Origin of the sequence: Corallococcus sp. NCSPR001, assembly GCF_017309135.1 — a bacterium.
GTDB lineage: Bacteria > Myxococcota > Myxococcia > Myxococcales > Myxococcaceae > Corallococcus.
Window position 1 is genome coordinate 973247 of the sequence record NZ_JAFIMS010000002.1, and the last position, 25078, is coordinate 998324.

The following is a 25078-nucleotide window of genomic DNA, read 5'->3' on the forward strand; positions in this document are numbered from 1 at the left end:
TTAGCGCCCGAACTCCCCGAGCAGCCCCTTGAGCTTCTGGCCCATGGCGTTGATGTCCTGCATCGCGCGCTCCGTCTGCCGCGACGAGATGAGCCCCTGCTGCGTGGCCTGGTTCACGTCGTGCATCGCCTGGCGGATCTGCCCGATGCCGGTGGCCTGCTGGTTGGCGGACGCGGCGATTTGAGCGGCCGTGAGCGACGCCTGCGTGAGCAGGTCCGCCAACTGCTGGATGGTGGTGCCCGCTTCGGTGACGACGCGCGTGGCGGCGGACACGCTCTTGGTGCCCTCCTCCGTGGTCATCACCGCGCCGTGGGTGGCCTTCTGGATTTGACCCAGGATCTGGCGCACCTGCGCGGTGGCCTTCTTGGACTGGTCCGCCAGGGCCTTCACCTCGGAGGCCACGACGGCGAAGCCGCGGCCGTGCTCGCCCGCGCGGCTGGCTTCAATGGACGCGTTGAGCGCGAGCATGTGCGTCTGCTCGGAGATGTCGTTGACGGTGGTGATGATGTCGCCAATGGCCTGGGCCTGCTCGGCCAGGGCGAGGATGCGCGACGCGATGGACTCCACCTGGTCGCGCACGGCGCCCATGGAGGACACGGCCTCCTCCACGGCGCGGCGGCCGGAGCGGCCCACCTCCTCCGAGTGACGGGCGGACTCGCTCACCGCGCGGGCGCGGCCGGCGGCCTCCTCCGACGTCTTGGTGATCTCCTCGATGGTGCTCACCGTCTCCGTGACGGCGGTGCCCTGCTCCTGGGCGCCGGCCACCTGCTCGGTGGTGCTGGCGAGGATTTCGGAGGACGCGCCGGCCAACTGGTTGACGAACTCCGCCACGGTCTTGAGCGTGTGCTCGCGCTGCTCGGCCTGCTTGGCCAGCTGGATCTCCGCCTGCTGGCGGCGCTCCGCCATGCCATTGAAGGCGCCGGCCAGGTCGGCCATCTCGTCCTTGCCGCGCACGTCGATGCGGTGGGTGAGGTCGCCCTTGCCCAACTGCTCCGCGCCGAAGGTGAGCTTGCGCAGGGGGTCGGTGATGCCGCGGGTGATGACGAAGCTGCCCACGCCCACGATGGCCAGGCCCAGCAGGGTGCCCAGCGCCAGCACCCAGACGCTGCGCTGCGCGGCCTGGGAGGCGGCGTCGGAGTACTGCTTCCAGCGCTCCTCCTCCGTGTCGCGCATCTCGAAGATGACCTCCCGGATGCTCTCCATCTCCTTCTGGCCGCGGTTGGTCTTCACGATGGCCTGGGCCGCCTCGAAGCCCTGCTCACGGCGGACGCGGATGGTGTCCGCCAGCTCGTCCAGCTTGTTCAGGACCAGGGGCTCCAGCTTCGCGAAGCGGGTGCGCTGATCCGGGTAGCGGGCCATCGCCGGGCGCAGGGCGTCCAGGTCCGTTCGCAGCTCGGCCATGGCGTTCTGGTACGGGCGCAGGTAGCTCTCTTCACCGGTGAGGATGAAGCCGCGCTGGCCGGTCTCCGCGTCCACGACGAGCGCGCGCACCTCGCGCAGGAGCTTGTAGTTGTTGTGGGCCTCCAGCAGGCCCTCGGTGGTGGTGGTGAGCTGCTGGGCGCCCTGGAAGGCCACGCCTGCGATGATCAGCAGCACCAGCAGGGACAGCCCGAAGCCCAGCGCGATGCGATTCCCGATGCTCATGCGACTCCTTCTTCGGAAAGCTCGAACACGAGACGCTCGTCGGCGAGGAGGGCCTCTCCCTCCAGGACGAGCGTGCCGTCGGGGCTGACGCCGGACACCAGCGCGCCCGCTTCCTCTTCCAGGGAGGGGGGCGCGGGCAACAGGTCCGTGCCCGTCAGCACCATCACCTCCATCACCTCATCCGTGCGCAGGCCCAGCTCCGCGCGGGCCACTCCCACCACCAGCACGGGGCCGGTGCCCTGCGCCGCGGGCCGGCCGAACAGCGGCGCCAGCTCCACCACCGGCAGCACCTCGCCGCGCAGCAGCGTCAGGCCGCGCAAGAGCGGCGGCGCGCCCGGCAGCAGGGTGAGCTCCGGCGCGCGCATAACCTCCAGGATGAAGCGCGACTCCAGGGCATACGTCTGGCCCGCGGCCTTGAAGCGGACCATCTCCCGCTGGCTGCCGGGCAGCACGGGGACTTCCGGCGGGCGGGCCAGCAAGAGGGCGCGCGCGTCGAGCGCTTCGCGGGCCGCGTCGTCGGTGAAGGTGTCGCGTGCCTCGGTGGCGCGCTCCAGCGCTTCCAGCCGGGCCCGGGCCTTGTCCCAGTCGATGTTTCCCTCGCGCTTCGCCATCCGCTCGCCTCTTTAGACTTCGGTCTGCTCCAGGCGCCGCCACTCCGCGCGGGCCACGTCCGCCAGCGCCCCGGCCCGCTCACCTTCCGCCAGCGGCACCAGCGCCTCTGGCGACAGCTTCCGGCACAGCCCTTCCGCCTCGCGGTAGGCCCGGGCGGCGGCGGCGGACTGGTCCTGCCGGCGCAGCACGTGGCCCAGGAGCAGGTGGCCCACCGCGAGCCCCGGCTCCAGGTAGAGCGCCTGCCGGGCGGACTTCTCCGCGTCGGCCAGCCGCGACTGCCCCAGGAGCAGCAAGGCCTCCAGATACCGCAGACCGGCGACCAGTGGGTGACGAACCGAAGCCTCCTCGCAGGCGAACAGCGCCGCGCGCGGGTCCAGGTTGGCCAGTGCACGAACCGCGGCCAGGGCGCCCTCCGGGTCGGCGGATTGGGCCCCCGCCCGCCGGGCCGCCTCGCGCCAGTCGCCCCGGGCCAGCGCCACCCGCACGGCCTCCAGGGCCTCCACGCTGAGCGTGAAGCGGGTCCGCGTGCCCGAAGTGGACGCATCCCCGGTGCGGCCCGCCGGTGTCCCCGAAGCGGGAGCGGCGCCGGAGCGGGCTCCCCCCGGCAGGGGCGCACCGCCGCCCGGAGTCCCGAGGCCCGGAGCGGGCGCACCGCCGAAACGTCCGAGCTCCGGAGCGCCGTGGGGGCCGGTCCCCGGAGCCGGCGCGCCGGTCCCCGCTCCCGCGAGCCCGGACGTCCACGGCGGGGAGACACCCCCGGTCGCGCCAGCCGCTCCGGCCGTCGCGGGCATCCCGGCGGCGAGCGTCCCCGGCGCGGCGCCTCCGGCACCTCCCGCCGGAGGCGGCCGGGCCCCTGGCGGCGCGGGGAACGAACCGGAGCCGGGACGTCCGCCGGAGGCCGCCCCCGGCGTGGCCACGGGGAAGGGCGTGCCATCCGCGCGCAGCGGCGCCAGGGGCTGGAGCGGGACGAAGTGCCCGGCGTTCGCGCCGGCCAGGGGCTTGCGGTACAGCACGCCCCACTCCGTGAGGACGGGCTCGAACGGCGCGTAGTCCCCGAGCGGCGGATCCGACGGCCCCGTGAACAGGTACCCGCCGTCATTCAGCGACGCATGGAGCCTGCGCGCCACGCCCTCGATGGTGGCGCGGTTGAAGTAGATGAGGACGTTGCGGCAGAAGATGACGTCCATCTGCCAGAGGCCGCTCTCCGCGGAGGGCCACGTCTCCAGCGCCAGGTTGAGGTAGCCCAGCTGCACGTGGCGCTTCACCTCCTGCGACAGCAGGTAGAAGCGGCCCTCCTGCTTGAGGTGGGGGCGCATGCGGTCCGCGGAGGGGCCGCGCAGGGACCAGTCCGTGTAGCGGGCCTGCTGGGCGCGCTGGAGCGCCGTGCGCGACACGTCCGTCGCGCGCACCGTCATGCGCTCTTCCCACCCCTCGGTCATCAGCAGCGCGGCGATGGAGTAGGGCTCTTCCCCGGAGGAGCACGCCGCGCTCCACGCGCGCAGCAGGTGGTCCGGCCCCTGGCGCTCGCGCAGCTCCGGCAGCACCTCGCGGCGCAGGTGGTCGAAGTGCTCGTGGGTGCGGAAGAAGTACGTCTCCCCGATGGTGAGCTCGGTGAGCAGGTCGTCCATGAGCGCGCTGTTGAACGACAGCTCGCGCAGGTAGGCCTCCACGTCCTCCTGGTTGGCGCGGGCCATGGCGCGCTGGATCCCTTCCAGCGCGGCGGCCAGGCAGCTGGGCGCGGCGAGCCCCGCGCGCTCCTCCACCAGGGCGAGCACCTCCTTGAAGCCCGGGGGGAGGACGCCGCCAATCAAGCAGGCTCCGGACGGGCTCCGAGCGCGCTGTCGAGTTGCAGGGCCTCCGCCTCGGAGAGGAAGGAGCGCAGGTCGTGCACGAGCACCAGTCCGTCCGTGAGCTTCGCGGCCCCGGCCACGAACCCCACGCCCGGCAGCTCCCGGGGGGACGGGTCCCACTCCCCGGGGGTGACGGCGTGGAGTCCTTCCGCCCGGTCCACGCGCATCGCCACCACCCGGCCACCGGCGGAGGCGACGATGAAGTGGTCCATGGGGGACAGGGCGCGAGCGGGGTGGCGGAAGCGGCGGCGCAGGTCCAGCACGGGCAAGAGCTCCCCGCGCAGGTTGAGCAGGCCCTCCACCACGTCTGGGGCCCGGGGCAGGGGCGTGAGGCGCGCGGCGCGCACCAGCTCGCGCACGTCCTCCACGGGCAGGCCGTAGCGCTGCCGCTCCAGGGTGAACAGCAGGACTTCCTGTGGGCGGGCCTCCGAGGGGGGATTCATGGATGCGCGTCGCAGGCTACAGGAGGCCGGGCACCCTGGGGATTCAGGATGTTGGCCCGTCTTCCAGAGAACGCTCCGAAGGAGAAGGAGCGGGTCGGCCTGGAGCCAACGCCCGGCGGGCCGCCCGGAGTCCCGGAAGGAAACGCTTTTTCGTGCGGGCCGTCCTCAAGGGACAGTCGCCAGGCGGCATGGGGCCGGGCATCGTGAGGCACATGGTTCAGCACGTCATCGTCGTGGGCGCGGGCCCGGGGGGCCTGACGGCCGCCATCAACCTCGCGGGGCAGGGCTTCCGGGTCACCGTGGTGGAGAAGGACCCGGTGCCCGGCGGCCGGATGAAGGGGCTCACGCTGGGGGAGGGCGGCGAGTACGCGGTGGACACCGGCCCGTCCATCCTCCAACTGCCGGGCATCCTGAAGCAGATCTTCTGGCGCTCGGGGAAGCGGCTGGAGGACTACGTCACGCTGGTGCCGGTGGACCCGAACACTCGCGTGCACTTCTGGGACGGCACGCACCTGGACACGCGCAAGGACCTGGAGCGGATGGGCCAGGACCTGGAGAAGTTCGGCGCGGGGAAGGGGCGCGCGCTCCAGGAGTGGATGGAGGACGGGCGGCGCAAGTACGCGCTCGCGTACGAGAAGTTCATCTGCACGAACGCGGGCAGCCTGGACTACTACGCGCCCTGGCGGCTCGCGCCCACGCTGCGCTTCAAGCCGTGGCAGACGCTCTACCGGCAGCTGGACTCGTTCTTCCACGACGACCGGATGACGTACGCGCTGGCGTATCCGTCCAAGTACCTGGGGCTGCACCCGACGACGTGCTCCTCGGTGTTCAGCGTGATTCCGTTCATCGAGCTGTGCTTCGGCGTGTGGCACGTGCAGGGCGGGTTCCGGGAGCTGGCGCGAGGCATGATGAAGTGCGCCCAGGACCTGGGCGTGACGTTCCGGATGGGCACGGCGGTGGAGCAGGTGCGCACGGAGGCCGGGCGCGCGGTGGGCGTGAAGCTCGCGAATGGCGAGGCACTGGACGCGGACGCGGTGGTGGTGAACGCGGACCTGGCGTACGCGGCGCAGAAGCTCTTGGCGCCGGAGCTGCGCGAGGGCACGCGGCTGTCGGACGGGGCGCTGGAGCGGGCGAAGTATTCGTGCAGCACGTTCATGGCGTACTACGGGGTGGACACGACGTACGCGGACCTGCCGCACCACCTCATCTACCTGTCGGAGAGCGCGAGGCGCACGGACAAGGACGCGCTGGAGGACCGCACGGTGGACGTGGACGACCCGCCCTTCTACGTGTGCAACCCGGGGGTGACGGACGGCACGGGAGCACCGAAGGGGCACTCCACGCTGTACGTGCTGGTGCCCACGCCCAACACGGCGCGCCCGGTGGACTGGGCGAAGACGGAGGCGGCGCTGCGCGAGCGCATCCCGAAGATGCTGGAGAAGGTGGGCATCAAGAACCTGCGCGAGCACGTGAAGGCGGAGCGCTACTTCACGGCGGAGACGTGGAGGGACGACTTCAATGTGTTCCGGGGCGCGGTGTTCAACCTGTCGCACACCTGGATGCAACTGGGCCCGCTGCGGCCCCGCGTGAAGAACGCGCAGGTGGAGGGGCTGTACTTCGTGGGCGGCGGGACGCACCCGGGAAGCGGGCTGTTGACCATCATGGAGAGCGCGAACATCGCGGCGGACTACCTCACGCGTGAAGCCGGCAAGGGTCCGCTGAAGGGCTGGCCGTACGTGCCGCCGATGGAAGATGTCGGCGACGAGCCGCTCCGCGTGGCGCGGAGCGGCTGAAGGGGCGCGCCGGGTCATCCCATGTCAGACCTCCCCGCTAGGTTCGGCGACATCGTCGAAGCAGGGGGGACATCATGGGGCTGGATTGGAAGACCTTGCTGTGTGACACGCGGATCCGCGAGGCCATGGGTGGACGGGCCTCCGCGCCGCTGGAGGACGATGGCCGGACCGAGTTCGATAGGGATTATGACCGGACGGTCTTCTCCACACCGGTCCGGCGCCTGAAGGACAAGACCCAGGTGTTTCCGCTGGATCCGAACGACGCGGTCCGGACGCGCCTGACGCATTCGCTGGAGGTGTCGACATTGGCCCGGGGGCTCGCGCGTGGCGCGGCCCGTTGGATGTGGCGCGAGGGCCACATCGATTCCAGCCAACGGGTCCTCGACATTGAAGCCATCGCGGCGACGTGCGGCCTCATTCACGACCTGGGAAACCCTCCATTCGGTCATGCGGGCGAGGAGGCCATCAGCAGCTGGTTCAAGAAGCGCTTCGGCGAGACGGGCCAGGGGCTCTACCCTGGGACGAAGACGGCTCCTGGACGTGACGGCCAGCTCCGGAGTGATTTCTTGCGGTTCGAAGGAAACGCCCAGACGCTGCGCATCGTGTCGCGCCTTCAACTGCTCGCGGACTCCTACGGGCTGAACCTGACGGTGGGCACGCTGTCGGCCGCGATGAAATACACGGCCGCTTCGGATGAGACGTCCGACACGGGGCCCGCCGACAGGAAGAAGCCCGGTTATTTCGCCTCGGAGCAGCCCCTCGTGGACAGGGTTCGGTCGCTCACCGGAACGGGCGCTGCGCGCAACCCCATCGCGTACCTCGTCGAGGCCTGTGACGACATGGTCTACGCGACCGTGGACCTCGAGGATGGAGTGAAGAAGGGCATCGTGAGCTGGCACGAGGTCGAAGCCTTCCTGGAGGGGAACGACGATTCGGGCATGGCGCAGCGCATCCTCAAGAGTGTCCATGAGTACATCGAGAAAGCGGACACGCCGCTGGCAGGGCGGGCTCAGGACGAAGCCCTCGCGCAGCACTTCCGGACCCTGGTCATCGGCGAGGCCAAGAAGGAGGTCCTCGCGGCCTTCCGGCGGCACTACGCCCGGCTCATGCAGGGAGAGGCGCTGACACAGGGCGACCTCATCAATGCCAGTGGGGCGGCCCGCCTCATCGAGGTGTGCAAGAAGTTCGGGCGCGAACACGTCTACAACGCCCCGGAGACGCTCCGCCTGGAGACCCTGGGCCGCCGTGTCATCCACGGATTGATGGACATCTTCTGGGAGGGGGCTCAGGGATGTCCGGACCCGGTGGACACCACAAGCAAAGCCTGGAAGAAGTTCAACAAGAGCCCTGAAGGCAAGGTCTACAACCTGCTGTCGAGGAACTACCGGACCGCGTTCGAATCCGCCTGCAAGAACCCGAGCCTCCCTCCGCTGTACCACCGCTATCAGTTGGTGACTGACTACGTCTGTGGAATGACAGACACCTTCGCTTGCGACCTCCATGCGCGGCTCACCCACGGATAGCGCGGTCATCCACGATCCCGTGGGGGTCCTGCGCAGGCGTCTGAGCGACTTCGTCACCCGCGTGCCGCATCCCTGGCATGGGGCGATGCGGACGCTCCTGGACGTCTTCCGGGAGCATGACTGGCAGGTCTTCGTCTTTGGCGGCACGTTGAGGGACCTGCTGGCCGTGTCGGCGACGGCGGCGCCCCGGGACGTCGACCTGGTGGTGGCGGGGGCGACGGGGGATGCGCTCCGGGAGGCGTTCTCTCGGGAGTTGGTCCGGGTCAACCGGTTCGGGGGGTTGCGGCTCCAGGTCCAGAAGCTCCCGGTGGACATCTGGACCCTGGAGTCCACGTGGGCCTTCCAGCAGAGGCTTGTTCCCGGAGGGGACTTCGCGCACCTGCCGAGGACGACCTTCCTCAACGTGGAGGCCGTCGCCGCGGAGCTGGACACCCGGAAAGGGCGTGCGCGCCAGGTGTACGGAGACGCTTTCTTCCGTGCGGTGCGCGAGCAGGTGCTCGAAATCAACCTGGAGGAGAACCCCTACGAGGGCCTCTGTGTGGTCCGGTCCCTGCTCACGGCGAGGAAGCTCCACTACGCGCTGGGGCCTCGGCTGGCGCAGTACATCGCCCATCATGGCTCCCGCATCGACGCGGCCGAACTGGAAGCCATCCAGCGCTCCCACTACGGCCGCGTCCGGCTCGACCGGGACCAGTTGATGCGCCTGACCCGGATCGTGAGCCGGAAGGTGACGGCCACGCGGCCGAGGCCCGTCGAGCTGCCCCGGGTGCATCAGCTCGAATGGAAGCTGCCGCGTCCCCAGCAACTCGACTGGCACTCCCGGGAGTGGAGGTCCACGTCCCGGGAAGAGCCCCCTTCGCGGCGCACCGGCTGACCCTTTGTCAGGGGCGGCAGCTCACCTCCACGAGGATGCCGCCCGGGGCGCGGCAGTAGACGAGGGTGCCCCGGTTGTTGCGGATGACGTCGGACACCTCCAGGCCGTCCGCCTTCACGCGCTCATGGAAGGCGAGCACGGGGGCTTCGGAGTCCTGGAGGAAGCCGACGTGGAAGTCCTCGGGGAAGACGTCGGAGTCGCGCTTGCGGCGCTGGAGGATGAGCACGAAGCCATCCGTCCCGCCGAGCATGGCGATGGCGGGCGAGTCATGGTTCTTCGCGTGCGACGTGAAGCCGCAGTAGCGCGTGAAGAAGCGGGCGGTGGCCTGGACGTCGGGGACCTGCAGATCAAGGTGGTTCAGCTTCATGGTGGACCTCGCGAAGGCACACGAATGCCTTCGAAGGGCCGTGGGTCCTGAATCCCGAAGGAGACGGACAAGTGCTTCCACCATGGAAGTGACCGGGGCTCACCGAACCGGTCCGCCGTTTTTCGACCGGGATGGAGGCTAACGCAATGACAGACGGAAGGCCAGACTACGACACGTACCGCTCCGCCAGCTCCGACACCTGCCCCGTCGCCTGGGCCACCGCCGTCGCCGCTTCCTGCGTCGTGCCCAGCTGCCGCAGCGTCGCGGCCATCAGCTCGTCCATCTCACTCACCGCGCTGAACAGCTGATCCACGCCCGCGTGCTGCTGCGCCACCGCTTCGGCGATCTGCCGCACCGCCGACGCGGACTCGTGCGTCAGTTTGATCAGCTCCCGCAGCCGCTCGCCGCTCTTGCGCAGCGGCACCAGCGCCGCCTCCACGCCCGCGGAGCTCTTGTCCGCCGTCACCACCGCTTCGCCCGTGGCGGTCTCCATGCCCTCCAGCAGCCCGCGCACCTGGCCCGTCGCCTTGATGGACTGGTCCGCCAGCTCGCGCATCTGCCGCGCCACCACCGCGAAGCCCCGGCCCTGCTCGCCCGCGCGGCTCGCCTCGATGGCCGCGTTGATGGCCAGCATGTGCGATTGGTCCGCCAGCGACTTCACCACCTCCGACACCCGGCCCACCTCGCGGGCCCGCGTGCCCAGGTCCACCACCTGCCGGTTCAAGCCGTGCGTCAGGCCCCGGATGTCGTCGAGCCCCTGCTCCGTGCCCGCCAGTGACTCCTCGCCCAGCTTGCCCATCGCCGCGGCGCGCTCCGCCACCTGCAGGACGCTCCCCGCGCGGCTCGCCGCCAGCTTCGACATCTGCTGGATCTCCTGCGCCGTCGTGCGCGCCTGATGGATGGCGGACGCCTGACGAGACAACGTCTGGTTCTGCTGGTCGCTCGCCTCCGTCAGCCGCGTGCCCGCCTTCGCCAGGTGCCCCGCGGACGAGCTCAGCGCCCGGGGCAGCTCCTGCAATTGTTCGTAGAGCAGCCACGTGCGCGCGGACAAATCCCCCAGCTCATCCGTGGACACCCACTGCGGCGGCGCCGCGCGGCCCTCCACCAGCGCGTCCAGTGACGCCCCCACCGCCCTCGCGCCCTGCGCCAGCCGGCGCGCCGCCCACGCCGCCGTGAAGATGGCCCCCAGCGCCGCGAACCCGCCCAGGAACGCCACCGGCAACGTCAAATCGCGCTGCAACGGCTGGATGCGCGCGCGCACCCGCGCCGCGCCCCGGTACTCGCCCGACAGCTCCAGGTCGTCCGCCAGCGACGACAGGTTCTTCTCCAGCCGCAGCTGCAACGTGGCGATGCTCGTGATGCACGTAATCAGGAGCGCGGACACGACGATGGCCGGCAGGAACCAGCTCTGCCGGGGCAGGAACAGCCCTTCGCCAACGGGGCGCTCGTGCGGCGCGCGGCGGAACGCCTCCAGCGTCACCGCCGCCAGCGCCTTCTCGTAGAGCATGTACATGATGGGCGCGCTGAAGAGCCCCGCGCTCATCGCCACCGCCACGCCCACCAGGATGACGCGCGGCGGCCGGTCCATCGCCAGGCCAATGGCGCCGTTGAAGAAGATGCCGCCCAGGAACCAGCCCGCCTGCGCCTCCACGAACGTGAGCACGCCCGGCAGCCGCAACAGCCGCCCCAGCCGCTCCGCGGGACTCGCCTTCGCCTCCACCGCGTGCCTGAGCAGCGCGCCCACCGCGCCAATGGGCACCACCAGCGCCAGCCCGCCAATGACGATGGGCGTGACGACGCCGAGCACGAACCCCACGTTGCTCGCGTCCACCTCCAACAACTGCATGTCGACGTAGATGGCCGGCGCCACCGCCACCGTGACGACCAGCGTGCGCAGCAAGAGCAGCTTGAAGAGCAGCGCCTGGGTCGAAGGGGGGGATGGCTGTGTCATCGGGTGACGGATCCGGTTGAACGGCTCAAGCCTGCGGGCGAAGTGCGGATGCGTCAATGCAACGTCTTCGTCTTGCGACCCAGACTCCCGGGTCTCCGTGGATAACAGGGACGCAGCGGGTAGGGAGGGCAGGGCGCGTGTCGTTTCATCGCGCGTCGCGCGCTGTCCATTGCCTGACATTCCGGCCTGTCGCGGTCCAAGCAGGGCGGCCGTGCGGACGAGCCACCGTCACCTGCCGCGCGCCTGGGACGTGAGCACGTTGTCTTCCACAACGATTCACACACCGACGTCAGGAGGACGCCATGGGCGAGTGGACTGACAAGGCCAAGGGGAAGGTGAAGGAAACCGTGGGCGTGGCGACGGGCGACCGTTCGCTGGAAGCCGAAGGCAAGGCGGACACGCTCAAGGGCAAGGTCAAGGGCGTGGTCGAGGACGTGAAGCACGCCATCAAGGACAAGACCGACGAGCGCGAGGAAGTGCGTCGCGGTGACGCGGATCCGTATCAGCGCTAGCGACACACCTCACAGCCGTTGAAATCATTCGGGCCGCGGAAGCCTTCGTGCTTCCCGCGGCCCGAGCTGTCTTCCGTGGCGCGTGCTCACTGCCGCATCTTCTCGCAGGGACACGCCACCTCCAGGAAGGTGGTGGACTTCCCGCTGAGCATCACCCAGAGGCAGCGCAACACACAGGCTGTTCCGAACTCCCGGTAGATGAGTCCCAGGTTGGCAACCACCTCACGTCCGGTGATGACCCCTCGCATGTTCCCGCTCCCTTGCGTCCTGCCGTCCGACCCGCCGCCCATGGCCTCGTGAGAAGCCGTGAAGAGGTCTTTGCAAAGGGCTGGCCGAACCTCTGAAAGCGCCCCCATTCCCCAAGGTCCGGCGGTGAACGTCTCAAACCGTTGAAATGGCGGCCCTGAACGCACGCCTGCCCTGGGGTCCTTGAACGAAGCGGTGCGGCGCCCTGAAAACGTTACAGAAACAGGACGGCGTCCAGAGGATGGAAGGCCTGTCCGCCTGCCCCCGCCAGAGCGTCCCGCCGGGCCACGCCGCTCGCATGCCGCGCCGCAGGGCTGCGGACGCAGCGTCCCCGCAGAAGACGGGTGGCACATCCACCGACGGGTCTGAATGTATGTCCATGAGGGCCCGCGTGAGACGGCAACCCTTCGCGGTGCGTCCCGTGGTGAAGGGGGAGGGAGTCGAGATGAGGCCAAACGTGTCTTCCAGGAGGAGCCTGCCCTTGCTGCCCGACAGCCTCCCTCGCGCCCAGCGGGGGCTGCGGCGGGTGGCGGTGGGGTTGGACTTCTCCCTGCAATCCGAGTTCGCGCTGGCCCGCGCGCTGCGGCTTCCGCTCGCGCATGGGGCGGCCTTCAGCGTGCTGCACGTGAGCCCGGCCTTGGATGGCCACGCCGGCCCGGACGGGGCGGTGGACGGCGAGCAGTGCCTGCGCCGGTCGGTGACGTCCGCGGCGAAGCGGCTGCGGCAGCGGCCCGACGTGGACGTGCGCGAGGAGCTACGCACCGGTGACGCGCCACACGAGGCGGCGGAGCTGGCGAAGGACCAGGGCGTGGAGGTGCTGGTGGTGGGCCGGCCGCACCTGCCCCAACCCGCGAAGCCCCTGCCGGACGACGCCATGGTGATGCGCCTGGTGCGCGAGGTGGACGCGTCCGTGCTGGTGGTGATGCCGCACCCTGGCCGCGTCTACCACCGGCCCCTCGTCGCGGTGAACTTCTCGCGGGAGTCCCGCCGCGCGCTGGAGCTGACGATGCGCCTGTGTCCGGCCTCGACCCCCATCGAGGTGCTGCACGTGGTGGACCTGCGCGAGAACGAGGACGCCCCCCTCGCGGAGCAGCTGCGGCTGCGGCAGGAGCGGGAGGACGCGGCGCGAAGAGCGCTCGCGCGCTTCCTGGCGCCGTACCGGGAGACAGGCCGGGCGATGGAGCTCCGCCTGCGCTTCGGAGACCCGTGCGAGTGCATCCTCGCGGAGGCACGGGAGCGCGACTCGGACCTGCTCACGCTGGGCATGTCCTCCGCGAACCCGCCCACCTCGCTGACGGAGGGCGTGCTGCGGCACTCGCGCTGCGACGTGCTCATCTCGCGGCACGCCGCCCCGCCCACCCCCCTGCCAGACGGCGGGGGCACCCCGGCCTCCTGAAGGCAGGGAAGTCCAGCGCGGCGGGCGCTGGAGCGTTATGAGGGGCGGCACCTTGTCACCCCCCCTTCCGACACCGCCGCCTACGCTCCGGGCCCGCCTGAAGAACGCGGGCATCCTCTTCAAGCAGCTCCCGGGCACCTTCCACCTCTTCTGGAGGGCGAGCCCCCGGGGCGCGGTGGTGCTGGGCGCGCTCACGCTGGTGGCGGCGGTGCTGCCGGCGGGCATCGCGTGGGTGGGCAAGCTCATCGTGGACACGGTGGTGGCCGCGGCGAAGGGCGACGTGGCGGCGAACTCGCGCGTCGTGGGGCTCGTGGCCACGGAGTTCGCGCTGATGGTGGCCTCCGCGGTGGTGGACCGGGGGCTCACGCTCACGAAGGACCTCCTGCGCGCGCACCTGGGCAACCTGCTCAACGAGCGCATCCTCCAGAAGGCGCTGGACCTGGAGCTGAAGCACTTCGAGGACTCGGACACCTACGACAAGATGCAGAACGCGCGGCGCGAGGCGAACGCGCGCCCGCTGTCGCTGGTGATGCAGGCGTTCAGCATCGTGCGCAACGTCATCACCCTGTCCACCTACGCGGTGCTGCTCGTGGCGCTGTCGCCGTGGAGCGTGGTGGTGCTGCTCGCCGCGTCCATCCCCGCGTTCATCGCGGAGGCGCGGCTGGCGGCGGAGGGCTTCCGGTTGTACTCGTGGCGCGCGCCGGAGGGCCGCAAGCTCAACTACCTGGAGTGGATCCTCACGCGAGACAGCACCGTGAAGGAGGTGAAGCTCTTCGGGTTGGGGCCGCTGGTGCTGGGGCGCTACCGCGACCTGTTCCAGAAGTTCTTCTCGGAGGACCGGGCGCTCGCGCGCAAGCGCATGGTGTGGGGCCTGGGGCTGGGCCTGCTGTCGCTGGCGGCCTTCTACGGCTGCTACCTCTTCGTGGCCAGCAAGGCGGCGGCCGGCGGCATCTCCGTGGGCGACATGGTGCTGTACCTGGCCGTGTTCCGGCAGGGGCAGGCCGCGTTCCAGGGCATCCTCACCAGCGTGGGCTCCATGTACGAGGACGCGCTCTTCATGAGCAACCTCTTCGCCTACCTGGACATCCCCACGGTGGAGAACACGCCGCGCGTGCTGCCCGCCGTCTCACCGCCGCGCGGCAGGCACAACGCCATCGAGCTGAAGGACGTCTCCTTCCGCTACGCGGGCAAGGACGCGTGGGCGCTGCGCAACGTGAACCTCACGCTCAAGCCCGGCCAGAAGCTGGCGCTGGTGGGGGAGAATGGCGCGGGGAAGAGCACGCTCGTGAAGCTGCTCTTGCGCATGTACGAGCCCACGGAGGGACAGGTCCTCTACGGCGGCGTGGACACGGCGCGGATGGACGCGGACGACCTGCGTGGCCGCTTCGGGGCGGTGTTCCAGGACTTCGTGCGCTACCAGTTCAGCGTGTCGGAGAACATCGGCCTGGGCCACGTGCCCGCGCTGGAGGACCGGCCCCGCATCGAACGGGCGGCGGAGCAGGGCGGGGCCAACTCCGTCATCGCGGCGCTGCCGGCGCAGTACGACACGATGCTGGGCGGCTGGTTCGAGAAGGGCCAGGAGCTGTCGAGCGGCCAGTGGCAGAAGCTCGCCGTCTCACGCGCGTTCATGCGTGACGACGCGGAGGTGCTCATCCTGGACGAGCCCACGGCGAGCATCGACGCGGAGGCCGAGCACGCCCTCTTCGAGCGCTTCCAGGCGCTGGCCGCGGACCGCATCGCCATCGTGATTTCGCACCGCTTCTCCACGGTGCGCATGGCGGATCAGATCGCCGTGCTCCACAACGGCACGGTGCAGGAGCTGGGCAGCCACGACGAGCTGATGGCGCTGGACGGGCGGTACGCGCACCTGTTCCGGCTCCAGGCGCGCGGCTACCGGGACTGAGGGCTTCTCAAGCCTGCGCCTTGGCTCCGCCGGGCAGGTGGTCCCGGATGACGCCCAGGAAGTACGGCTTGCCGTAGTACTGGCTCATCTTCCCCAGCAGCTTCCCGTTGCGGAACAGCAGGAAGGTGGGGATGCCGAACAGGCCGAAGCGGGTGGCCAGGGCCTCGTGCTCGTAGGCGTTGACCTTGACGACGCGCATGGGGGCGCCGTCCAGCTCCTTGAGGAGCTCGGGTTCGGCGGCGGCGTAGATGTCGCAGTTCGGGCAACCGGGGCCCCAGAAGTCCACCACCACCAGCTCGTCGCGGGGTTCCATGACGAGCGAGTCGAAGGTCTCGGTCGTTGCCTCGATGCTTACGGGATGCGCCATGGCGCCTTCCTAACGCCCGGGGGGACGGGCTTCCATCCGGGTTGCCTGGACCCGGGGCAGGCGGCCAGGAGGGATGGAGGGGGCGGGCGTGTCAGGTTGTCCAGATATGTCTAGAGGCCGTCGGGTGGACGAAACCCGACATGCACACTGCTCACGGGGGCCCAAGGCGCCATAAGGTGCGAGCCCTGGTGGCTGTCGATGTCGTGGAGGGGTCATGCACGAGTGGTTGGAGGCACTGCGCAAGTCGGCGAAGGCGACCTCGGAGGGTGTGCAGGCGGAAGAGGTCCGCCGCGCGGAGACGGAGTGCGGCGTCCCGTTCCCCGAGGACCTGGCGGACCTGTACCAGGCGCTCAACGGCGGTGAGTTCCAGGGCGAGGTGCGGCTGTTCCCGCTGCGTGGCGAGGAGGGAGCGCCCAGCGTCCTGGAGAAGAGCCGGCTGATGGTGGTGGGCCTGCCCGCCGCGGGCGTGTGGCGCTTCGGGCTGAAGGGGGCGCACCGGCACCTGTTCGTCGCGCGCAAGTCCGCGATGGAGGAGCAGGGGGACGGCGGCGGACCGCTGCCCGGCTGGGTGGACGCGCTGGACGGCGACACCTGGGTCTTCGGCACCTGGGACGGCGAGAAGAAGGAGATGCGGCTGTACCGCAGGCTCAAGGACATGCTCGAGGTGCTGATTCCGCCCGTGGAAGAGGTGGAGAGCTTCGGGGAGCGGACCTTCGCGCGAGCCATGAACGCCGTGCTCCAGGGAGCGCTGTCCGGAGCGGCCGCGCAGGCGCTGGAGGACGAGGAGGGAGCCCCCGCTGGCCGTGGCGGCGACTACTCGGGAGCCCTGGCCGCCCTGGCTCATGACGCGGGCGAGGACGAGGAGGAGGAACTCGAAGCCGCGGAGGCCGCCGACGAGCTTGAAGCCGCGGAGGCCGAGGACACGGAGGCCGAGGTGTCCGGCGAGGAGGAACTGGAGGCGGAACTGGCCGAGGACACGGGTGAGGCGGAGGCCGAGGCCGCCGAAGAGGAGGCCCCCGAGCAGGAGGAGCTGTTCGAGGAGCCCGAGCCCAAGCGCCCCGCCGCGAAGAAGGCCCCCAAGGGCATCGCGAAGAAGGCCGATGCCCCCGAAGCGGAGGCGCCGAGCGAAGCTGTCTCCACCCGAACGCGAGCGCGCAAGGCGGCCGGGAAGAAGGGCGCCGCGAAGAAGGCCGCGCCCGCGCGTGGGGCCGCGAAGAAAGCCACGGGCAAGACCGCAGCGAAGAGGTCCGCTGCGAAGAAGGGTGCGACCCGAACCCGCGGCACTGCCGCGAAGGGAGCGGCCCAGAAGCGTGGCGCTGCCGCGAAGAAGAGTGCCACCGCGAAGAAGGGGGCTCAGACGCGCGGGGCTGCCGCGAAGAAGGCCACGGGCAAGGCCGCCGCGAAGAAGGGCGCTCAGACGCGCGGGACTGCCGCGAAGAAGGCCACGGGCAAGGCCGCCGCGAAGAAGGGCGCTACCAAGAAGGGGGCAGCCGCCAAGAAGGGCGCATCCACGCGCGGGGCCGCGAAGAAGGCCGCCGCGAAGAAGTCCTCGCGCCGTTAGTGCCGGGCCGCATGGGGCCTCCCCTCGGAGGCCCCGCCTGAAAACGAAGGGCGCGTCCCATGCACGGGGACGCGCCCTGTTCTTTGCGCCGCATCCGACCGCTGGACCCGGCTACCCCTCGGGCAGCAGGTCAGGCGACTGGGCACGCGGTCCGGGCTCGTCGGGCTGCGCGGTCAGCTCGCGCTCCTCTTCCTCTTCATCGCCCCGGCCGAAGCGCTGGATCTGATCCGGCAGGATGTCCCGCGCATCCGCTTCCTCCTCCATGGGGGGCGACAGCGCCAGGTCCTGGTCCGAGATGTTGATCTCGTCCTCTCCTGTGTCCGGGTTCCGGTGGCGCAGCGAGGTGGACTCGCCCACATCCTCGTCTCCGAGCTTGTTGAACTTCATGGGGTCTCCTCGACAGGGACGGTTGAGAAAAGCTTCCGTGTCCCCACGAAAATGGGCCCCCCGGACGGGAGCGGCAATGGACGCCGCCCGCCTGCCTGGCGGGCCTGGTCCCCCGTCAGCGGGGAGCCGTCGGCGGCTGGCCGTCAGTGCTGCCGGGCTTCACCTCGAAGAGCACCATCCCCAGCGCCAGCACCCGGGACAGCGTCTCGCGCACCGTGTAGCGCCAGGGAGTCGCCCGTCCCTCGTCCGCCGCCACGCCCCACGCGTCGATGCCCACCGAGTTGGCGATGAAGAGCGCCCGCGACAGGTGGAAGCGCTGCGTGACGAGCACCGCCCGGTCCGCGCCGAACACCGAGCGCGCCCGCAGGCAGCTGTCATAGGTGGACAGTCCCGCCTCGTCCCCCATCACCGCGTCCTCCGGCACGCCGCGCTCCAGCAGGTAGCGCCGCATGGCCCGCGTCTCGTTGTGGAAGGGCGCGGAGTTGTCCCCGCTCACCAGGAGCGACCGCACCTTGCCCTGCCGCCAGAGCGCGATGGCCGCGTCCAGCCGCTGCGCCAGCACCGGCGACGGCACCGCGCCCGGCGCCAGCCCCGCCCCGAACACCAGGGCGATGGGGGCCTCCGGAGCCACGGCCAGCGGCACGATGCGGCCCTGGTAGCGCAGGCGCACGAAGTGGGACAGACCCAGCAGGACGGCCAGGGCCAGCCCGAGCAGCCCCAGGCCCCTGCGTACCCACACCCTGGTCGTGCCGCCAGCCTTCATGGACCCCGCAGAACGGTCGGAAGGGGCCATTCTCTTCCGGAGCCCCCCGCTCGGAAAGCACCACCCGCGCCCCTCTGGCGGGAACTGGTCACGCCCGCCCGGCCCCCGGACGGGCCATGGCGGCGGGCTCTGGTGGCAGGCAGGGGCCCCGGGTCCGGGCACCCCGCCGTTGACCGGCCTCCGCCCCGCCTATATAGGGGGCCCGCCGTCCCTTAAGGCCAGCCCGGGCTGTCACGGGGCGCGCGCCGCACGTCTTACGAGGAGTTTCCGGTCCATGGCGTCCCTTCGCGACATCCGCAAGCGCATCCGCTCGGTGAAGAACACGCGGCAGATCACCAAGGCCATGAAGATGGTCTCCGCCGCGAAGCTGCGGAAGGCGCAGGACGCCATCCTCGCCGCCCGCCCGTACGCGCAGACGCTGGAGCAGATCATCTCCGAGCTGGCCGTGCGCTCCGCCGACCAGGAGCTGGCGCACCCGCTGCTCGCCACCCGCCCCATCCGCCGCGTGGAGCTGCTGCTCCTCACGTCCGACCGCGGCCTCGCCGGCGGCTTCAACTCCAACGTCATCCGCCGCGCCAACCGCTACCTGTACGAGAACAGCAACCTCCAGGTGCGCGTCTCCACGGTGGGCCGCAAGGGCAACGACTTCTTCCGCAACCGCGGCCAGTCCATCCGCAAGGACTTCGCCGGCCTGTACGCGACGCTGAACTACCGCTCCGCCGCCAACGTCGCGGAAGAGCTGGCCGCCGCCTTCCTCAACGACGAGGTCGACGCGGTCTACGTCGTCTACAACGAGTTCGTCTCCGCCATCACCCAGAACGTGGTCGTGTCGCAGCTCCTCCCGCTGCAGCCCGCCACCACGAAGGCCGCCACCCCCGCCCCGGAGACCGTGACCTCCGCCCTGGCCCTGGTGGACTTCAAGTACGAGCCGTCCCGCCAGGCCGTGCTGGACCGGCTGGTGCCCCAGGCGGTGAACATCAAGCTGTACCGGGCGCTGCTGGAGAGCGTGGCCAGCGAGCAGGGCGCGCGCATGAGCGCCATGGAGAACGCCACCAACAACGCCACGGACATGATCTCCAGCTACACCCTGCTCTACAACCGCACCCGCCAGGCGGTCATCACCAAGGAGCTCATGGAGATCGTCTCCGGCGCCGAGGCGCTCAAGTAGCCCGCCTCCCAGCCGGCTGCCTCCCCTCGGCTTCAGACGATGGGCCCGATGCTTCGCGCTCCCACGAGCGCCGGGCACGGGCCCTTCGTCGTTCCAGACTCCCCCCTTTGAGGCTCCCCAGCGGCCAGGCGCGTCAGAGGGGAAGCGCAAGGGACTGGCGCTGGGGACACCGCTCCGCTAAGCGGGACTTACGCAGGCGGACCCGGGAGGCTTGACCCTGCCGGGCACCCCCCGGTAAAGGGGGCCCGCCCACACCCCTCTTCGGGGTTCGATTTCCTGACGGGCGGCGGCGCCCCGGCCGCTCGCCACACGAGACAAGGCAGAGGAGTCCCATGAGCGCTCAAGTCCCGACGACTGGCAAGATCACGCAGGTTCTCGGCCCCGTGGTCGACGTGGAGTTCCCGCCCGGCGGGCTCCCTGAGGTGTACGCCGCCCTCAAGGTGACCAACCCCAACCTGGGCGCGGAGAAGGACAACCTCACCATCGAGGTCGCGCAGCACCTGGGTGAGAACACCGTGCGCTGCATCGCCATGGACTCCACCGAGGGCCTGGGCCGCGGCATGCCGGTGAGCAACACGGGCGCCCCCATCCAGGTGCCGGTGGGCAAGGCCACCCTGGGCCGCATCATGAACGTCACCGGCGAGCCGGTGGACGAGATGGGCCCCGTGAACGCCACCGAGTACTGGCCCATCCACCGCGCCCCCCCTCCGTTCACGGAGCAGGACGTGCGCGTGCAGATGTTCGAGACCGGCATCAAGGTCATCGACCTGCTCGCCCCCTACACCCGTGGCGGCAAGATCGGCCTGTTCGGCGGCGCCGGCGTGGGCAAGACGGTGCTCCTGCAGGAGCTCATCCGCAACGTGGCCGTGGAGCGCGGCGGCTTCTCCGTGTTCGCCGGCGTCGGTGAGCGCACCCGCGAAGGCAACGACCTGTACCACGAGATGCAGGAGACCAAGGTCATCCAGACCGACAACCTGGAGAAGAGCCAGGCGGTCCTCGTGTACGGCCAGATGAACGAGCCGCCCGGCGCCCGCGCCCGCGTGGCCCTCTCCGCGCTGACCATGGCGGAGTACTTCCGCGACGTGGAGGGCCGTGACGTGCTCCTCTTCGTGGACAACATCTTCCGCTTCACCCAGGCCGGCTCGGAAGTGTCCGCCCTCCTGGGCCGCATCCCCAGCGCGGTGGGTTACCAGCCCACGCTCGCCACGGAGATGGGCGGCCTGCAGGAGCGCATCACCTCCACCACCAAGGGCTCCATCACCTCCGTGCAGGCCATCTACGTGCCCGCGGACGACCTGACGGACCCGGCCCCCGCGACCGCGTTCGCCCACCTGGACGCGACCACGGTGCTCAACCGCTCCATCGCGGAGCTCGCCATCTTCCCCGCCGTGGACCCGCTGGACTCCACCAGCCGCATCCTGTCCGCGGACGTGCTGGGCGCCGAGCACTACGCCGTGGCCCGCCGCATCCAGGGCATCCTGCAGCGCTACAAGGAGCTCCAGGACATCATCGCCATCCTCGGCATGGACGAGCTGTCGGAAGAGGACAAGCTGTCCGTGGCGCGCGCCCGCAAGATCCAGCGCTTCCTGTCCCAGCCGTTCTTCGTGGCCAAGGTCTTCACGGGCCTGGACGGCCGCTACGTGAAGCTCCAGGACACCATCCGCTCCTTCAAGGAGATCGCGGACGGCAAGCACGACGACCTCCCGGAGTCCGCCTTCTACATGGTCGGCTCCATCGAGGAGGCGCAGGAGAAGGCCCGCAAGCTGGCGGCGGCGTAAAGCACCCATGCGCCTGACCGTCGCGCTCGCCCTGCTGCTGTGTGGTGCCGCGCCTTCCGCCCTGGCGGAGGAGCGCGGCAGCCGGGCACGGGTGAGCGCGAACGGTCTCTACAGCGTCCGCAGCGTGGACGTGGGCGTGGGGAAGTGCCGGCTGGAGATGCTCAAGGAGAGCGGGCCCCTCTGGACGGCGGACGTGTGCGTGGGGACGGTGGATGACCTGTACTTCGCGTCGAATGACGGGGAGAAGGTCTGGGTGATCTACCCGCTGGTGGAGAAGGGCAAGCCGCTCCCCAGCAAGGGCAGGAAGAAGGCGAAGGGCCAGAGCCTGGCGTGGGCGCGGGTGATGGTGGCCGCCCAGTTCGACCGCACCGGGCAGAAGCTCCAGGAGCGGCGGCTGACGGAGTTGATGACGGCGAAGCAGCTGTCGGAAGTGCGGCAGCTGGCCCACCACCTCAAGTGGCTGGAGGGCACGCTGGGCATCCCGGGCAGGGGCCCGCGCCTGACGGACGCCGGGGTGGTGGAGTTCGAGCCGGTGGGCGTGAAGACCCAGCGGCTGACTTTCTGATGCGGTAGTGCGGTAGCACGAGGACCTTCATGGCCAAGCTGACTGTCGAGATCGTCACCCCCGAGAAGCGCATCCTGTCCGTGCAGGCCGACGAGGCCATCGTGCCGGGCGGAGAGGGCCTGTTCGGCGTGCGTCCCGGCCACACGCCGTTCCTGTCGCTGGTGGAGCCGGGCACGCTCACCCTCATCGAGGCGGGCAAGCAGGACCGCTACTTCGTGGCCGGCGGCTTCGTGGAGGTGAGCAACGACAAGGTGCTGGTGCTGGCGGACGCCGCCGAGCACGTCACCGGCATCGACGTCGCGAGCGCCCGCCGCCGCATGGAAGAGGCCCAGGCGCGCCTCAAGGACCTGAACACCGCAGACGCGCGCTACGCGCTGGAGCAGGCCGCGGTGCGCCGCGAGGCCGCGCGCATCAGCGCCTCCGAGTCCCGCTAGGGGCCTGTCTTCGCGGTCTACCGGAAGGGTGGAGTTCCGAAGCCCCGCGGCACGGGGGCCGGCGCTCCACCCTTTTCGCGTTCCAGGGCGCATGATGCGGCGCTGAAATGAGCACGCCCGACTCGCCCGTCCTGGAGCTGTTCCACCGCATCGCGGATCCACCGTCCGCCACCGCGCGCCGCTTCGTCACGGACCACGCGCTGGAGGACCGCGTGCGCTTCCGCAACCTCACCTACGAAGAGGTGGAGCAGGACTGGCGCGAGCGCGGCGGCCACACGTCCCCCGCGCTGTGGGACGGCGCGCGGCTGCACCAGGGCGCGGAGGCCGTGGTGGCGCGGCTGATGGCGGTGGTGAACCTGGGCCGCGACGACGCGTGATCCGCGCGCATGCACGTGCGTCGCCTGGATGAAGTGAAGTCGCCCGCGTCAAGGTGAACACCTGAGCCCGTGGGCGGCGCACGCGCACGGGTCCACCCGTGCGTCCCTTTCGGTCCATGCGCAGCATTCGAAGTTGGACATGCATGCGTGCTCGCGCGTTTCAACGGGCTCGCCTGCTTGCTGAAACGCAGCGGGATGCGATAGCTACCGCGCCCCCGGTTGCGCCGTGGTTGCGGCGGAGGAGGCGGACAGTGGCGACGCGCGTGGTGCAATCCAGCGGGACCTTTCTTGTCCAGCGCTCCACCGCACCCGCTTCGTGCACGTCAAGGCCCCATGTTCGATCCGCCATCGCGTCGCGCGCCCATGCAGCGTTCATCTCGGTGCTCGTCCTTGGCTGAGGCTCGGGTAATCTCCGCCCCTCCGATGCCGCTGACTCCCGCAGACCGCCAGGACCGTTTTCACGCGGCATTCCTGGGGCTCGCCATCGGGGATGCGCTCGGCTTTCCGCTGAGGGGCATCCCCCCGGCGAGCCTGGCGCGGCTGCCCGGCCTGGCGGAGGACTTCGCGCCCCGGCCGCGCGGCAAGTTCGCCAAGGGCCAGTTCAGCGACGACACGCAGCTGCTGCTCGCGGCCGCGGAGAGCGTCATCCGCGAGGGCAAGGTGGACGGCCGCAGCGCGGCGCTGCACCTGGCGTGGCTGTGGCAGGAGGGCATCATCCTCCAGCCGCCGCGCAGCCTGTCGGAGGCGCTGCAGCGGCTGGCGGGCGGTACGCCGTGGATGAGCGCGGGGGCTCCGCTCGGCACGAAGTGCCCGTCGGTGCTCAGCCGCGCGCTGGTGGTGGGGCTCTTCGAAAGCGGCCAGCGCGCGCGCCTGCCGCACGACGCGGGCGTACTCACCGTCATCACGCACAAGGACCCGGTCTGCGCCGCCGCCGCCGCCGCGTTCGCGCAGGCCGTGGCGCTGGGCATGGAGCAGGAGGCCCTCACGCCCGCGGCCTTCTGCGAGGCCCTGGCGCTGTCCACCGCCGTGCACGACAAGAACCTGGCGGAGGAGATCCGCCACCTGCCGCGCCTGCTCACCTGGGACACCCAGCGCGCGCTCAACCAGCTGCGCAAGGTGGGCGTGCCCCCCAGCGAGCTGAAGGGCGTGGACGGCCTGCCGTGCCACGTGGTGCCGGTGCTGCTCACGTCGCTGTACGCGACGCTGAAGGTGCCGCACGACTTCCGCGAGGCCGTGGTCCTCACGCTGCGCTGCGGCGGAGAGGCGGACGTGGCCGCGGCCCTCACCGGCGCCCTGCTGGGCGCGCATCTGGGCACCCGCGCCATCCCGGCCCGCCTGCGCAAGCAGGTGCTGTACGCGGAGAACCTGCTGGACACCGCGGACCGCCTGTTCCGGGCCCGGCAGGTGCGCGAGACGCTGGCCACGGCGATCGCGCACCAGAAGACCCGCCGCTAGGCCCTGGCGGCCGGCCGCCCCGCCCGGGAGGGCTGGGGCACCAGGCAGGCAGCCGGACGCGGATGGGGTGTGCGGCGGGACTTCTCCCACACACCCTTCCTGACCACCTTCAGGGACAGACCGGGGACAGCCGGGACGCCAGGCAGGCGGCCGTCGGTGATTCCCCGTGAAGTCATCCTGTCGGAGGCACGGTCGTGGACCTTGAATCAGAACGCCTGGAGCGCAGCCAGCTGGAGACGCTCTCCACCCCCGAACTCATCCGGCACGCGCTGTCGGAGACCCGCCTGTTGGTGAAGGCGGAGGTGATGCACGCCAAGAAGGAGCTGAAGCAGGAGCTGCAGGCAGCCAAGCTGGCGGGCATCTTCCTGGGCGCCGGGGCCGTGCTGGCCCTCACGTCGCTGGCCGTGCTGTTCGTCGCGCTGGGCCTGGCGCTGCCCCTGGGGGCCGCCGTGGGCGTGCTCATCGTGGGCGCGGTGCTGCTGGCCGTGGCCGGCCTCCTCCTGTTCCTGGGCACCAAGCGGATTCCCAAGAAGCCGCTGGTCCATACCCAGGAGCGCCTGAAGACGGACTTCCAGATGACCCGGGAGACGCTGCAATGAGCCAGGCACCCGACACCGAAGCGCACGTGGACCACGCCATCACCAAGCGCATGGGTGACCGCGAGCAGGTGGAGCAGACCGCGGACCGCATCCGCGACGAGCTGCTGCTCACCCTGGAGGAGCTGGACCGCCGGCGCACCCGCGCCACGGACGTGCGCTACCACGTCAACCAGAACAAGGACCTGCTCCTCACCGTGGGCGCCGCCGCCCTGGTGGCGGTGGGGCTGGGCGTGGGCATCGCCATCTACCGCGCCCGTCACCACGACGAGCGCGTGCGCCGCATGCGCCGCAAGGCCCTGGAGCGCGCCTGGGCCCACCCGGACCGCGTGGCCACCAGCATCGAGGACAAGCCGCTGGGCGCGGAGCTGGGCCGCAAGGTGGTGATGATCTTCGCCACCTCGCTCGCCACCGCCGTGGCCCGCAACTCCATGCAGACCCTGGTGCCCTCGCGGACCGTTGCCAAGGTGCCTGCGGACAAGGATAAGAAATCCTGAATGCGTAAAATGCGCG

The 25078-nt window shown here is 70.5% G+C and carries 25 protein-coding genes; 15 read left to right on the top strand and 10 right to left on the bottom strand.

Annotated elements, in window-relative coordinates; translation table 11 throughout:
• From JYJ93_RS06080 to JYJ93_RS06095, 4 genes are read right to left on the bottom strand one after another with little or no spacing between them, the layout of a single operon-like run.
• Entirely contained in the window at window positions 1-1644 is a 1644-nt protein-coding gene (locus JYJ93_RS06080) for a methyl-accepting chemotaxis protein (protein ID WP_206787229.1), read from the bottom strand.
• Window positions 1641-2255, bottom strand: a complete 615-nt coding sequence (locus JYJ93_RS06085) for a chemotaxis protein CheW (protein WP_206787231.1) — start codon at window positions 2253-2255, stop codon at window positions 1641-1643. The genes JYJ93_RS06080 and JYJ93_RS06085 overlap by 4 nt, the downstream gene beginning before the upstream one ends.
• 12 nt (window positions 2256-2267) lie before the next feature.
• A complete protein-coding gene (locus JYJ93_RS06090; protein WP_206787233.1) occupies window positions 2268-4067 on the bottom strand; it encodes a protein-glutamate O-methyltransferase CheR in 1800 nt (599 codons plus the stop codon).
• Window positions 4064-4549 (bottom strand): chemotaxis protein CheW, encoded by a 486-nt coding sequence (locus tag JYJ93_RS06095; RefSeq protein ID WP_206787235.1) that lies wholly within the window; start codon window positions 4547-4549, stop codon window positions 4064-4066. Before JYJ93_RS06095 ends, JYJ93_RS06090 begins: the two co-directional genes overlap by 4 nt.
• Window positions 4550-4761: 212 nt before the next feature.
• Between JYJ93_RS06095 and crtI the strand changes: the two genes are divergently transcribed.
• From crtI to JYJ93_RS40535, 3 genes are all read left to right on the top strand, one after another.
• On the top strand, window positions 4762-6342 hold the full coding sequence (gene crtI, locus JYJ93_RS06100) for a phytoene desaturase family protein (protein ID WP_206800123.1): 1581 nt from the start codon (window positions 4762-4764) through the stop codon (window positions 6340-6342).
• Between the two features lie 74 nt (window positions 6343-6416).
• On the top strand, window positions 6417-7865 hold the full coding sequence (gene dgt, locus JYJ93_RS06105; RefSeq protein ID WP_206787237.1) for a dGTP triphosphohydrolase: 1449 nt from the start codon (window positions 6417-6419) through the stop codon (window positions 7863-7865).
• Between the two features lie 85 nt (window positions 7866-7950).
• Window positions 7951-8739, top strand: coding sequence for a hypothetical protein (locus tag JYJ93_RS40535; protein ID WP_206787239.1), 789 nt, complete (start codon window positions 7951-7953; stop codon window positions 8737-8739).
• Window positions 8740-8746: 7 nt separating this feature from the next.
• On the opposite strand, the gene JYJ93_RS06115 is transcribed toward JYJ93_RS40535, so the two are convergent.
• Together JYJ93_RS06115 and JYJ93_RS40540 are read right to left on the bottom strand one after the other, a co-directional pair.
• Window positions 8747-9106 (bottom strand): VOC family protein, encoded by a 360-nt coding sequence (locus tag JYJ93_RS06115; RefSeq protein ID WP_120598699.1) that lies wholly within the window; start codon window positions 9104-9106, stop codon window positions 8747-8749.
• A 166-nt stretch (window positions 9107-9272) separates the two neighbouring features.
• Window positions 9273-11057 (bottom strand): methyl-accepting chemotaxis protein, encoded by a 1785-nt coding sequence (locus JYJ93_RS40540; protein WP_206787241.1) that lies wholly within the window; start codon window positions 11055-11057, stop codon window positions 9273-9275.
• A gap of 302 nt (window positions 11058-11359) precedes the next feature.
• On the opposite strand from JYJ93_RS40540, the gene JYJ93_RS06125 reads away from it, so the two are divergent.
• Window positions 11360-11569: a CsbD family protein gene (locus JYJ93_RS06125; protein ID WP_014400294.1), complete on the top strand. Its 210-nt coding sequence runs from the start codon at window positions 11360-11362 to the stop codon at window positions 11567-11569.
• 86 nt (window positions 11570-11655) lie between these two features.
• On the opposite strand, the gene JYJ93_RS06130 is transcribed toward JYJ93_RS06125, so the two are convergent.
• Window positions 11656-11817 carry a hypothetical protein gene (locus JYJ93_RS06130; RefSeq protein WP_014400293.1) on the bottom strand — a complete coding sequence of 54 codons (162 nt, stop codon included), beginning with the start codon at window positions 11815-11817 and terminating at the stop codon, window positions 11656-11658.
• A 479-nt stretch (window positions 11818-12296) separates the two neighbouring features.
• Here JYJ93_RS06130 and JYJ93_RS06135 point away from each other — a divergent pair, with 479 nt between their 5' ends.
• A complete protein-coding gene (locus JYJ93_RS06135) occupies window positions 12297-13211 on the top strand; it encodes a universal stress protein (RefSeq protein ID WP_242543684.1) in 915 nt (304 codons plus the stop codon).
• Window positions 13212-13248: 37 nt separating this feature from the next.
• Window positions 13249-15114 (top strand): ABC transporter ATP-binding protein, encoded by a 1866-nt coding sequence (locus JYJ93_RS06140; protein WP_206787243.1) that lies wholly within the window; start codon window positions 13249-13251, stop codon window positions 15112-15114.
• A gap of 7 nt (window positions 15115-15121) precedes the next feature.
• On the opposite strand, the gene JYJ93_RS06145 is transcribed toward JYJ93_RS06140, so the two are convergent.
• The gene (locus tag JYJ93_RS06145) at window positions 15122-15481 is read right to left on the bottom strand and encodes a thioredoxin family protein (RefSeq protein ID WP_014400290.1); all 360 of its coding nucleotides are present in this window, start codon (window positions 15479-15481) and stop codon (window positions 15122-15124) included.
• Between the two features lie 214 nt (window positions 15482-15695).
• Here JYJ93_RS06145 and JYJ93_RS06150 point away from each other — a divergent pair, with 214 nt between their 5' ends.
• Window positions 15696-17042: an SMI1/KNR4 family protein gene (locus tag JYJ93_RS06150; RefSeq protein WP_206787244.1), complete on the top strand. Its 1347-nt coding sequence runs from the start codon at window positions 15696-15698 to the stop codon at window positions 17040-17042.
• 111 nt (window positions 17043-17153) lie between these two features.
• Here the strand turns inward: JYJ93_RS06150 and JYJ93_RS06155 are convergent, their stop codons facing one another.
• The gene (locus JYJ93_RS06155) at window positions 17154-17429 is read right to left on the bottom strand and encodes a hypothetical protein (RefSeq protein WP_120560922.1); all 276 of its coding nucleotides are present in this window, start codon (window positions 17427-17429) and stop codon (window positions 17154-17156) included.
• A 115-nt stretch (window positions 17430-17544) separates the two neighbouring features.
• Window positions 17545-18192, bottom strand: a complete 648-nt coding sequence (locus JYJ93_RS06160) for an ElyC/SanA/YdcF family protein (RefSeq protein ID WP_206787245.1) — start codon at window positions 18190-18192, stop codon at window positions 17545-17547.
• 274 nt (window positions 18193-18466) lie between these two features.
• Here JYJ93_RS06160 and atpG point away from each other — a divergent pair, with 274 nt between their 5' ends.
• The 8 genes from atpG (at window position 18467) to JYJ93_RS06200 (ending at window position 25062) form a co-directional block, all read left to right on the top strand.
• On the top strand, window positions 18467-19360 hold the full coding sequence (gene atpG / locus JYJ93_RS06165) for an ATP synthase F1 subunit gamma (RefSeq protein ID WP_206787246.1): 894 nt from the start codon (window positions 18467-18469) through the stop codon (window positions 19358-19360).
• 332 nt (window positions 19361-19692) lie between these two features.
• The gene (gene atpD / locus JYJ93_RS06170; protein ID WP_120587022.1) at window positions 19693-21138 is read left to right on the top strand and encodes a F0F1 ATP synthase subunit beta; all 1446 of its coding nucleotides are present in this window, start codon (window positions 19693-19695) and stop codon (window positions 21136-21138) included.
• A gap of 7 nt (window positions 21139-21145) precedes the next feature.
• A complete protein-coding gene (locus JYJ93_RS06175) occupies window positions 21146-21703 on the top strand; it encodes a hypothetical protein (RefSeq protein ID WP_206787247.1) in 558 nt (185 codons plus the stop codon).
• A 29-nt stretch (window positions 21704-21732) separates the two neighbouring features.
• On the top strand, window positions 21733-22137 hold the full coding sequence (locus JYJ93_RS06180) for a F0F1 ATP synthase subunit epsilon (protein WP_206787248.1): 405 nt from the start codon (window positions 21733-21735) through the stop codon (window positions 22135-22137).
• A 107-nt stretch (window positions 22138-22244) separates the two neighbouring features.
• Window positions 22245-22514: a hypothetical protein gene (locus JYJ93_RS06185; protein WP_206787250.1), complete on the top strand. Its 270-nt coding sequence runs from the start codon at window positions 22245-22247 to the stop codon at window positions 22512-22514.
• A gap of 423 nt (window positions 22515-22937) precedes the next feature.
• Window positions 22938-23969 (top strand): ADP-ribosylglycohydrolase family protein, encoded by a 1032-nt coding sequence (locus JYJ93_RS06190; RefSeq protein WP_206787252.1) that lies wholly within the window; start codon window positions 22938-22940, stop codon window positions 23967-23969.
• 194 nt (window positions 23970-24163) lie between these two features.
• Entirely contained in the window at window positions 24164-24568 is a 405-nt protein-coding gene (locus JYJ93_RS06195; protein WP_206787254.1) for a phage holin family protein, read from the top strand.
• Window positions 24565-25062, top strand: a complete 498-nt coding sequence (locus tag JYJ93_RS06200; RefSeq protein WP_206787256.1) for a hypothetical protein — start codon at window positions 24565-24567, stop codon at window positions 25060-25062. The genes JYJ93_RS06195 and JYJ93_RS06200 overlap by 4 nt, the downstream gene beginning before the upstream one ends.
• Window positions 25063-25078: the final 16 nt, after the last annotated feature.

What these genes read in the sequence shown, in the direction of transcription:
- JYJ93_RS06080 (WP_206787229.1), bottom strand. Translation starts at nt 1,644, where the DNA reads ATGAGCATCGGGAATCGCATCGCGCTGGGCTTCGGGCTGTCCCTGCTG.
- JYJ93_RS40535 (WP_206787239.1), top strand. Translation starts at nt 7,951, where the DNA reads ATGCGGACGCTCCTGGACGTCTTCCGGGAGCATGACTGGCAGGTCTTC.
- JYJ93_RS06115 (WP_120598699.1), bottom strand. Translation starts at nt 9,106, where the DNA reads ATGAAGCTGAACCACCTTGATCTGCAGGTCCCCGACGTCCAGGCCACC.
- JYJ93_RS06125 (WP_014400294.1), top strand. Translation starts at nt 11,360, where the DNA reads ATGGGCGAGTGGACTGACAAGGCCAAGGGGAAGGTGAAGGAAACCGTG.
- JYJ93_RS06160 (WP_206787245.1), bottom strand. Translation starts at nt 18,192, where the DNA reads ATGAAGGCTGGCGGCACGACCAGGGTGTGGGTACGCAGGGGCCTGGGG.
- JYJ93_RS06190 (WP_206787252.1), top strand. Translation starts at nt 22,938, where the DNA reads ATGCCGCTGACTCCCGCAGACCGCCAGGACCGTTTTCACGCGGCATTC.
- JYJ93_RS06155 (WP_120560922.1), bottom strand. Translation starts at nt 17,429, where the DNA reads ATGAAGTTCAACAAGCTCGGAGACGAGGATGTGGGCGAGTCCACCTCG.
- JYJ93_RS06150 (WP_206787244.1), top strand. Translation starts at nt 15,696, where the DNA reads ATGCACGAGTGGTTGGAGGCACTGCGCAAGTCGGCGAAGGCGACCTCG.
- JYJ93_RS40540 (WP_206787241.1), bottom strand. Translation starts at nt 11,057, where the DNA reads ATGACACAGCCATCCCCCCCTTCGACCCAGGCGCTGCTCTTCAAGCTG.
- JYJ93_RS06130 (WP_014400293.1), bottom strand. Translation starts at nt 11,817, where the DNA reads ATGCGAGGGGTCATCACCGGACGTGAGGTGGTTGCCAACCTGGGACTC.
- dgt (WP_206787237.1), top strand. Translation starts at nt 6,417, where the DNA reads ATGGGGCTGGATTGGAAGACCTTGCTGTGTGACACGCGGATCCGCGAG.
- JYJ93_RS06145 (WP_014400290.1), bottom strand. Translation starts at nt 15,481, where the DNA reads ATGGCGCATCCCGTAAGCATCGAGGCAACGACCGAGACCTTCGACTCG.
- atpD (WP_120587022.1), top strand. Translation starts at nt 19,693, where the DNA reads ATGAGCGCTCAAGTCCCGACGACTGGCAAGATCACGCAGGTTCTCGGC.
- JYJ93_RS06200 (WP_206787256.1), top strand. Translation starts at nt 24,565, where the DNA reads ATGAGCCAGGCACCCGACACCGAAGCGCACGTGGACCACGCCATCACC.
- JYJ93_RS06180 (WP_206787248.1), top strand. Translation starts at nt 21,733, where the DNA reads ATGGCCAAGCTGACTGTCGAGATCGTCACCCCCGAGAAGCGCATCCTG.
- JYJ93_RS06085 (WP_206787231.1), bottom strand. Translation starts at nt 2,255, where the DNA reads ATGGCGAAGCGCGAGGGAAACATCGACTGGGACAAGGCCCGGGCCCGG.
- JYJ93_RS06140 (WP_206787243.1), top strand. Translation starts at nt 13,249, where the DNA reads ATGAGGGGCGGCACCTTGTCACCCCCCCTTCCGACACCGCCGCCTACG.
- JYJ93_RS06185 (WP_206787250.1), top strand. Translation starts at nt 22,245, where the DNA reads ATGAGCACGCCCGACTCGCCCGTCCTGGAGCTGTTCCACCGCATCGCG.
- atpG (WP_206787246.1), top strand. Translation starts at nt 18,467, where the DNA reads ATGGCGTCCCTTCGCGACATCCGCAAGCGCATCCGCTCGGTGAAGAAC.
- crtI (WP_206800123.1), top strand. Translation starts at nt 4,762, where the DNA reads ATGGTTCAGCACGTCATCGTCGTGGGCGCGGGCCCGGGGGGCCTGACG.
- JYJ93_RS06095 (WP_206787235.1), bottom strand. Translation starts at nt 4,549, where the DNA reads ATGAATCCCCCCTCGGAGGCCCGCCCACAGGAAGTCCTGCTGTTCACC.
- JYJ93_RS06175 (WP_206787247.1), top strand. Translation starts at nt 21,146, where the DNA reads ATGCGCCTGACCGTCGCGCTCGCCCTGCTGCTGTGTGGTGCCGCGCCT.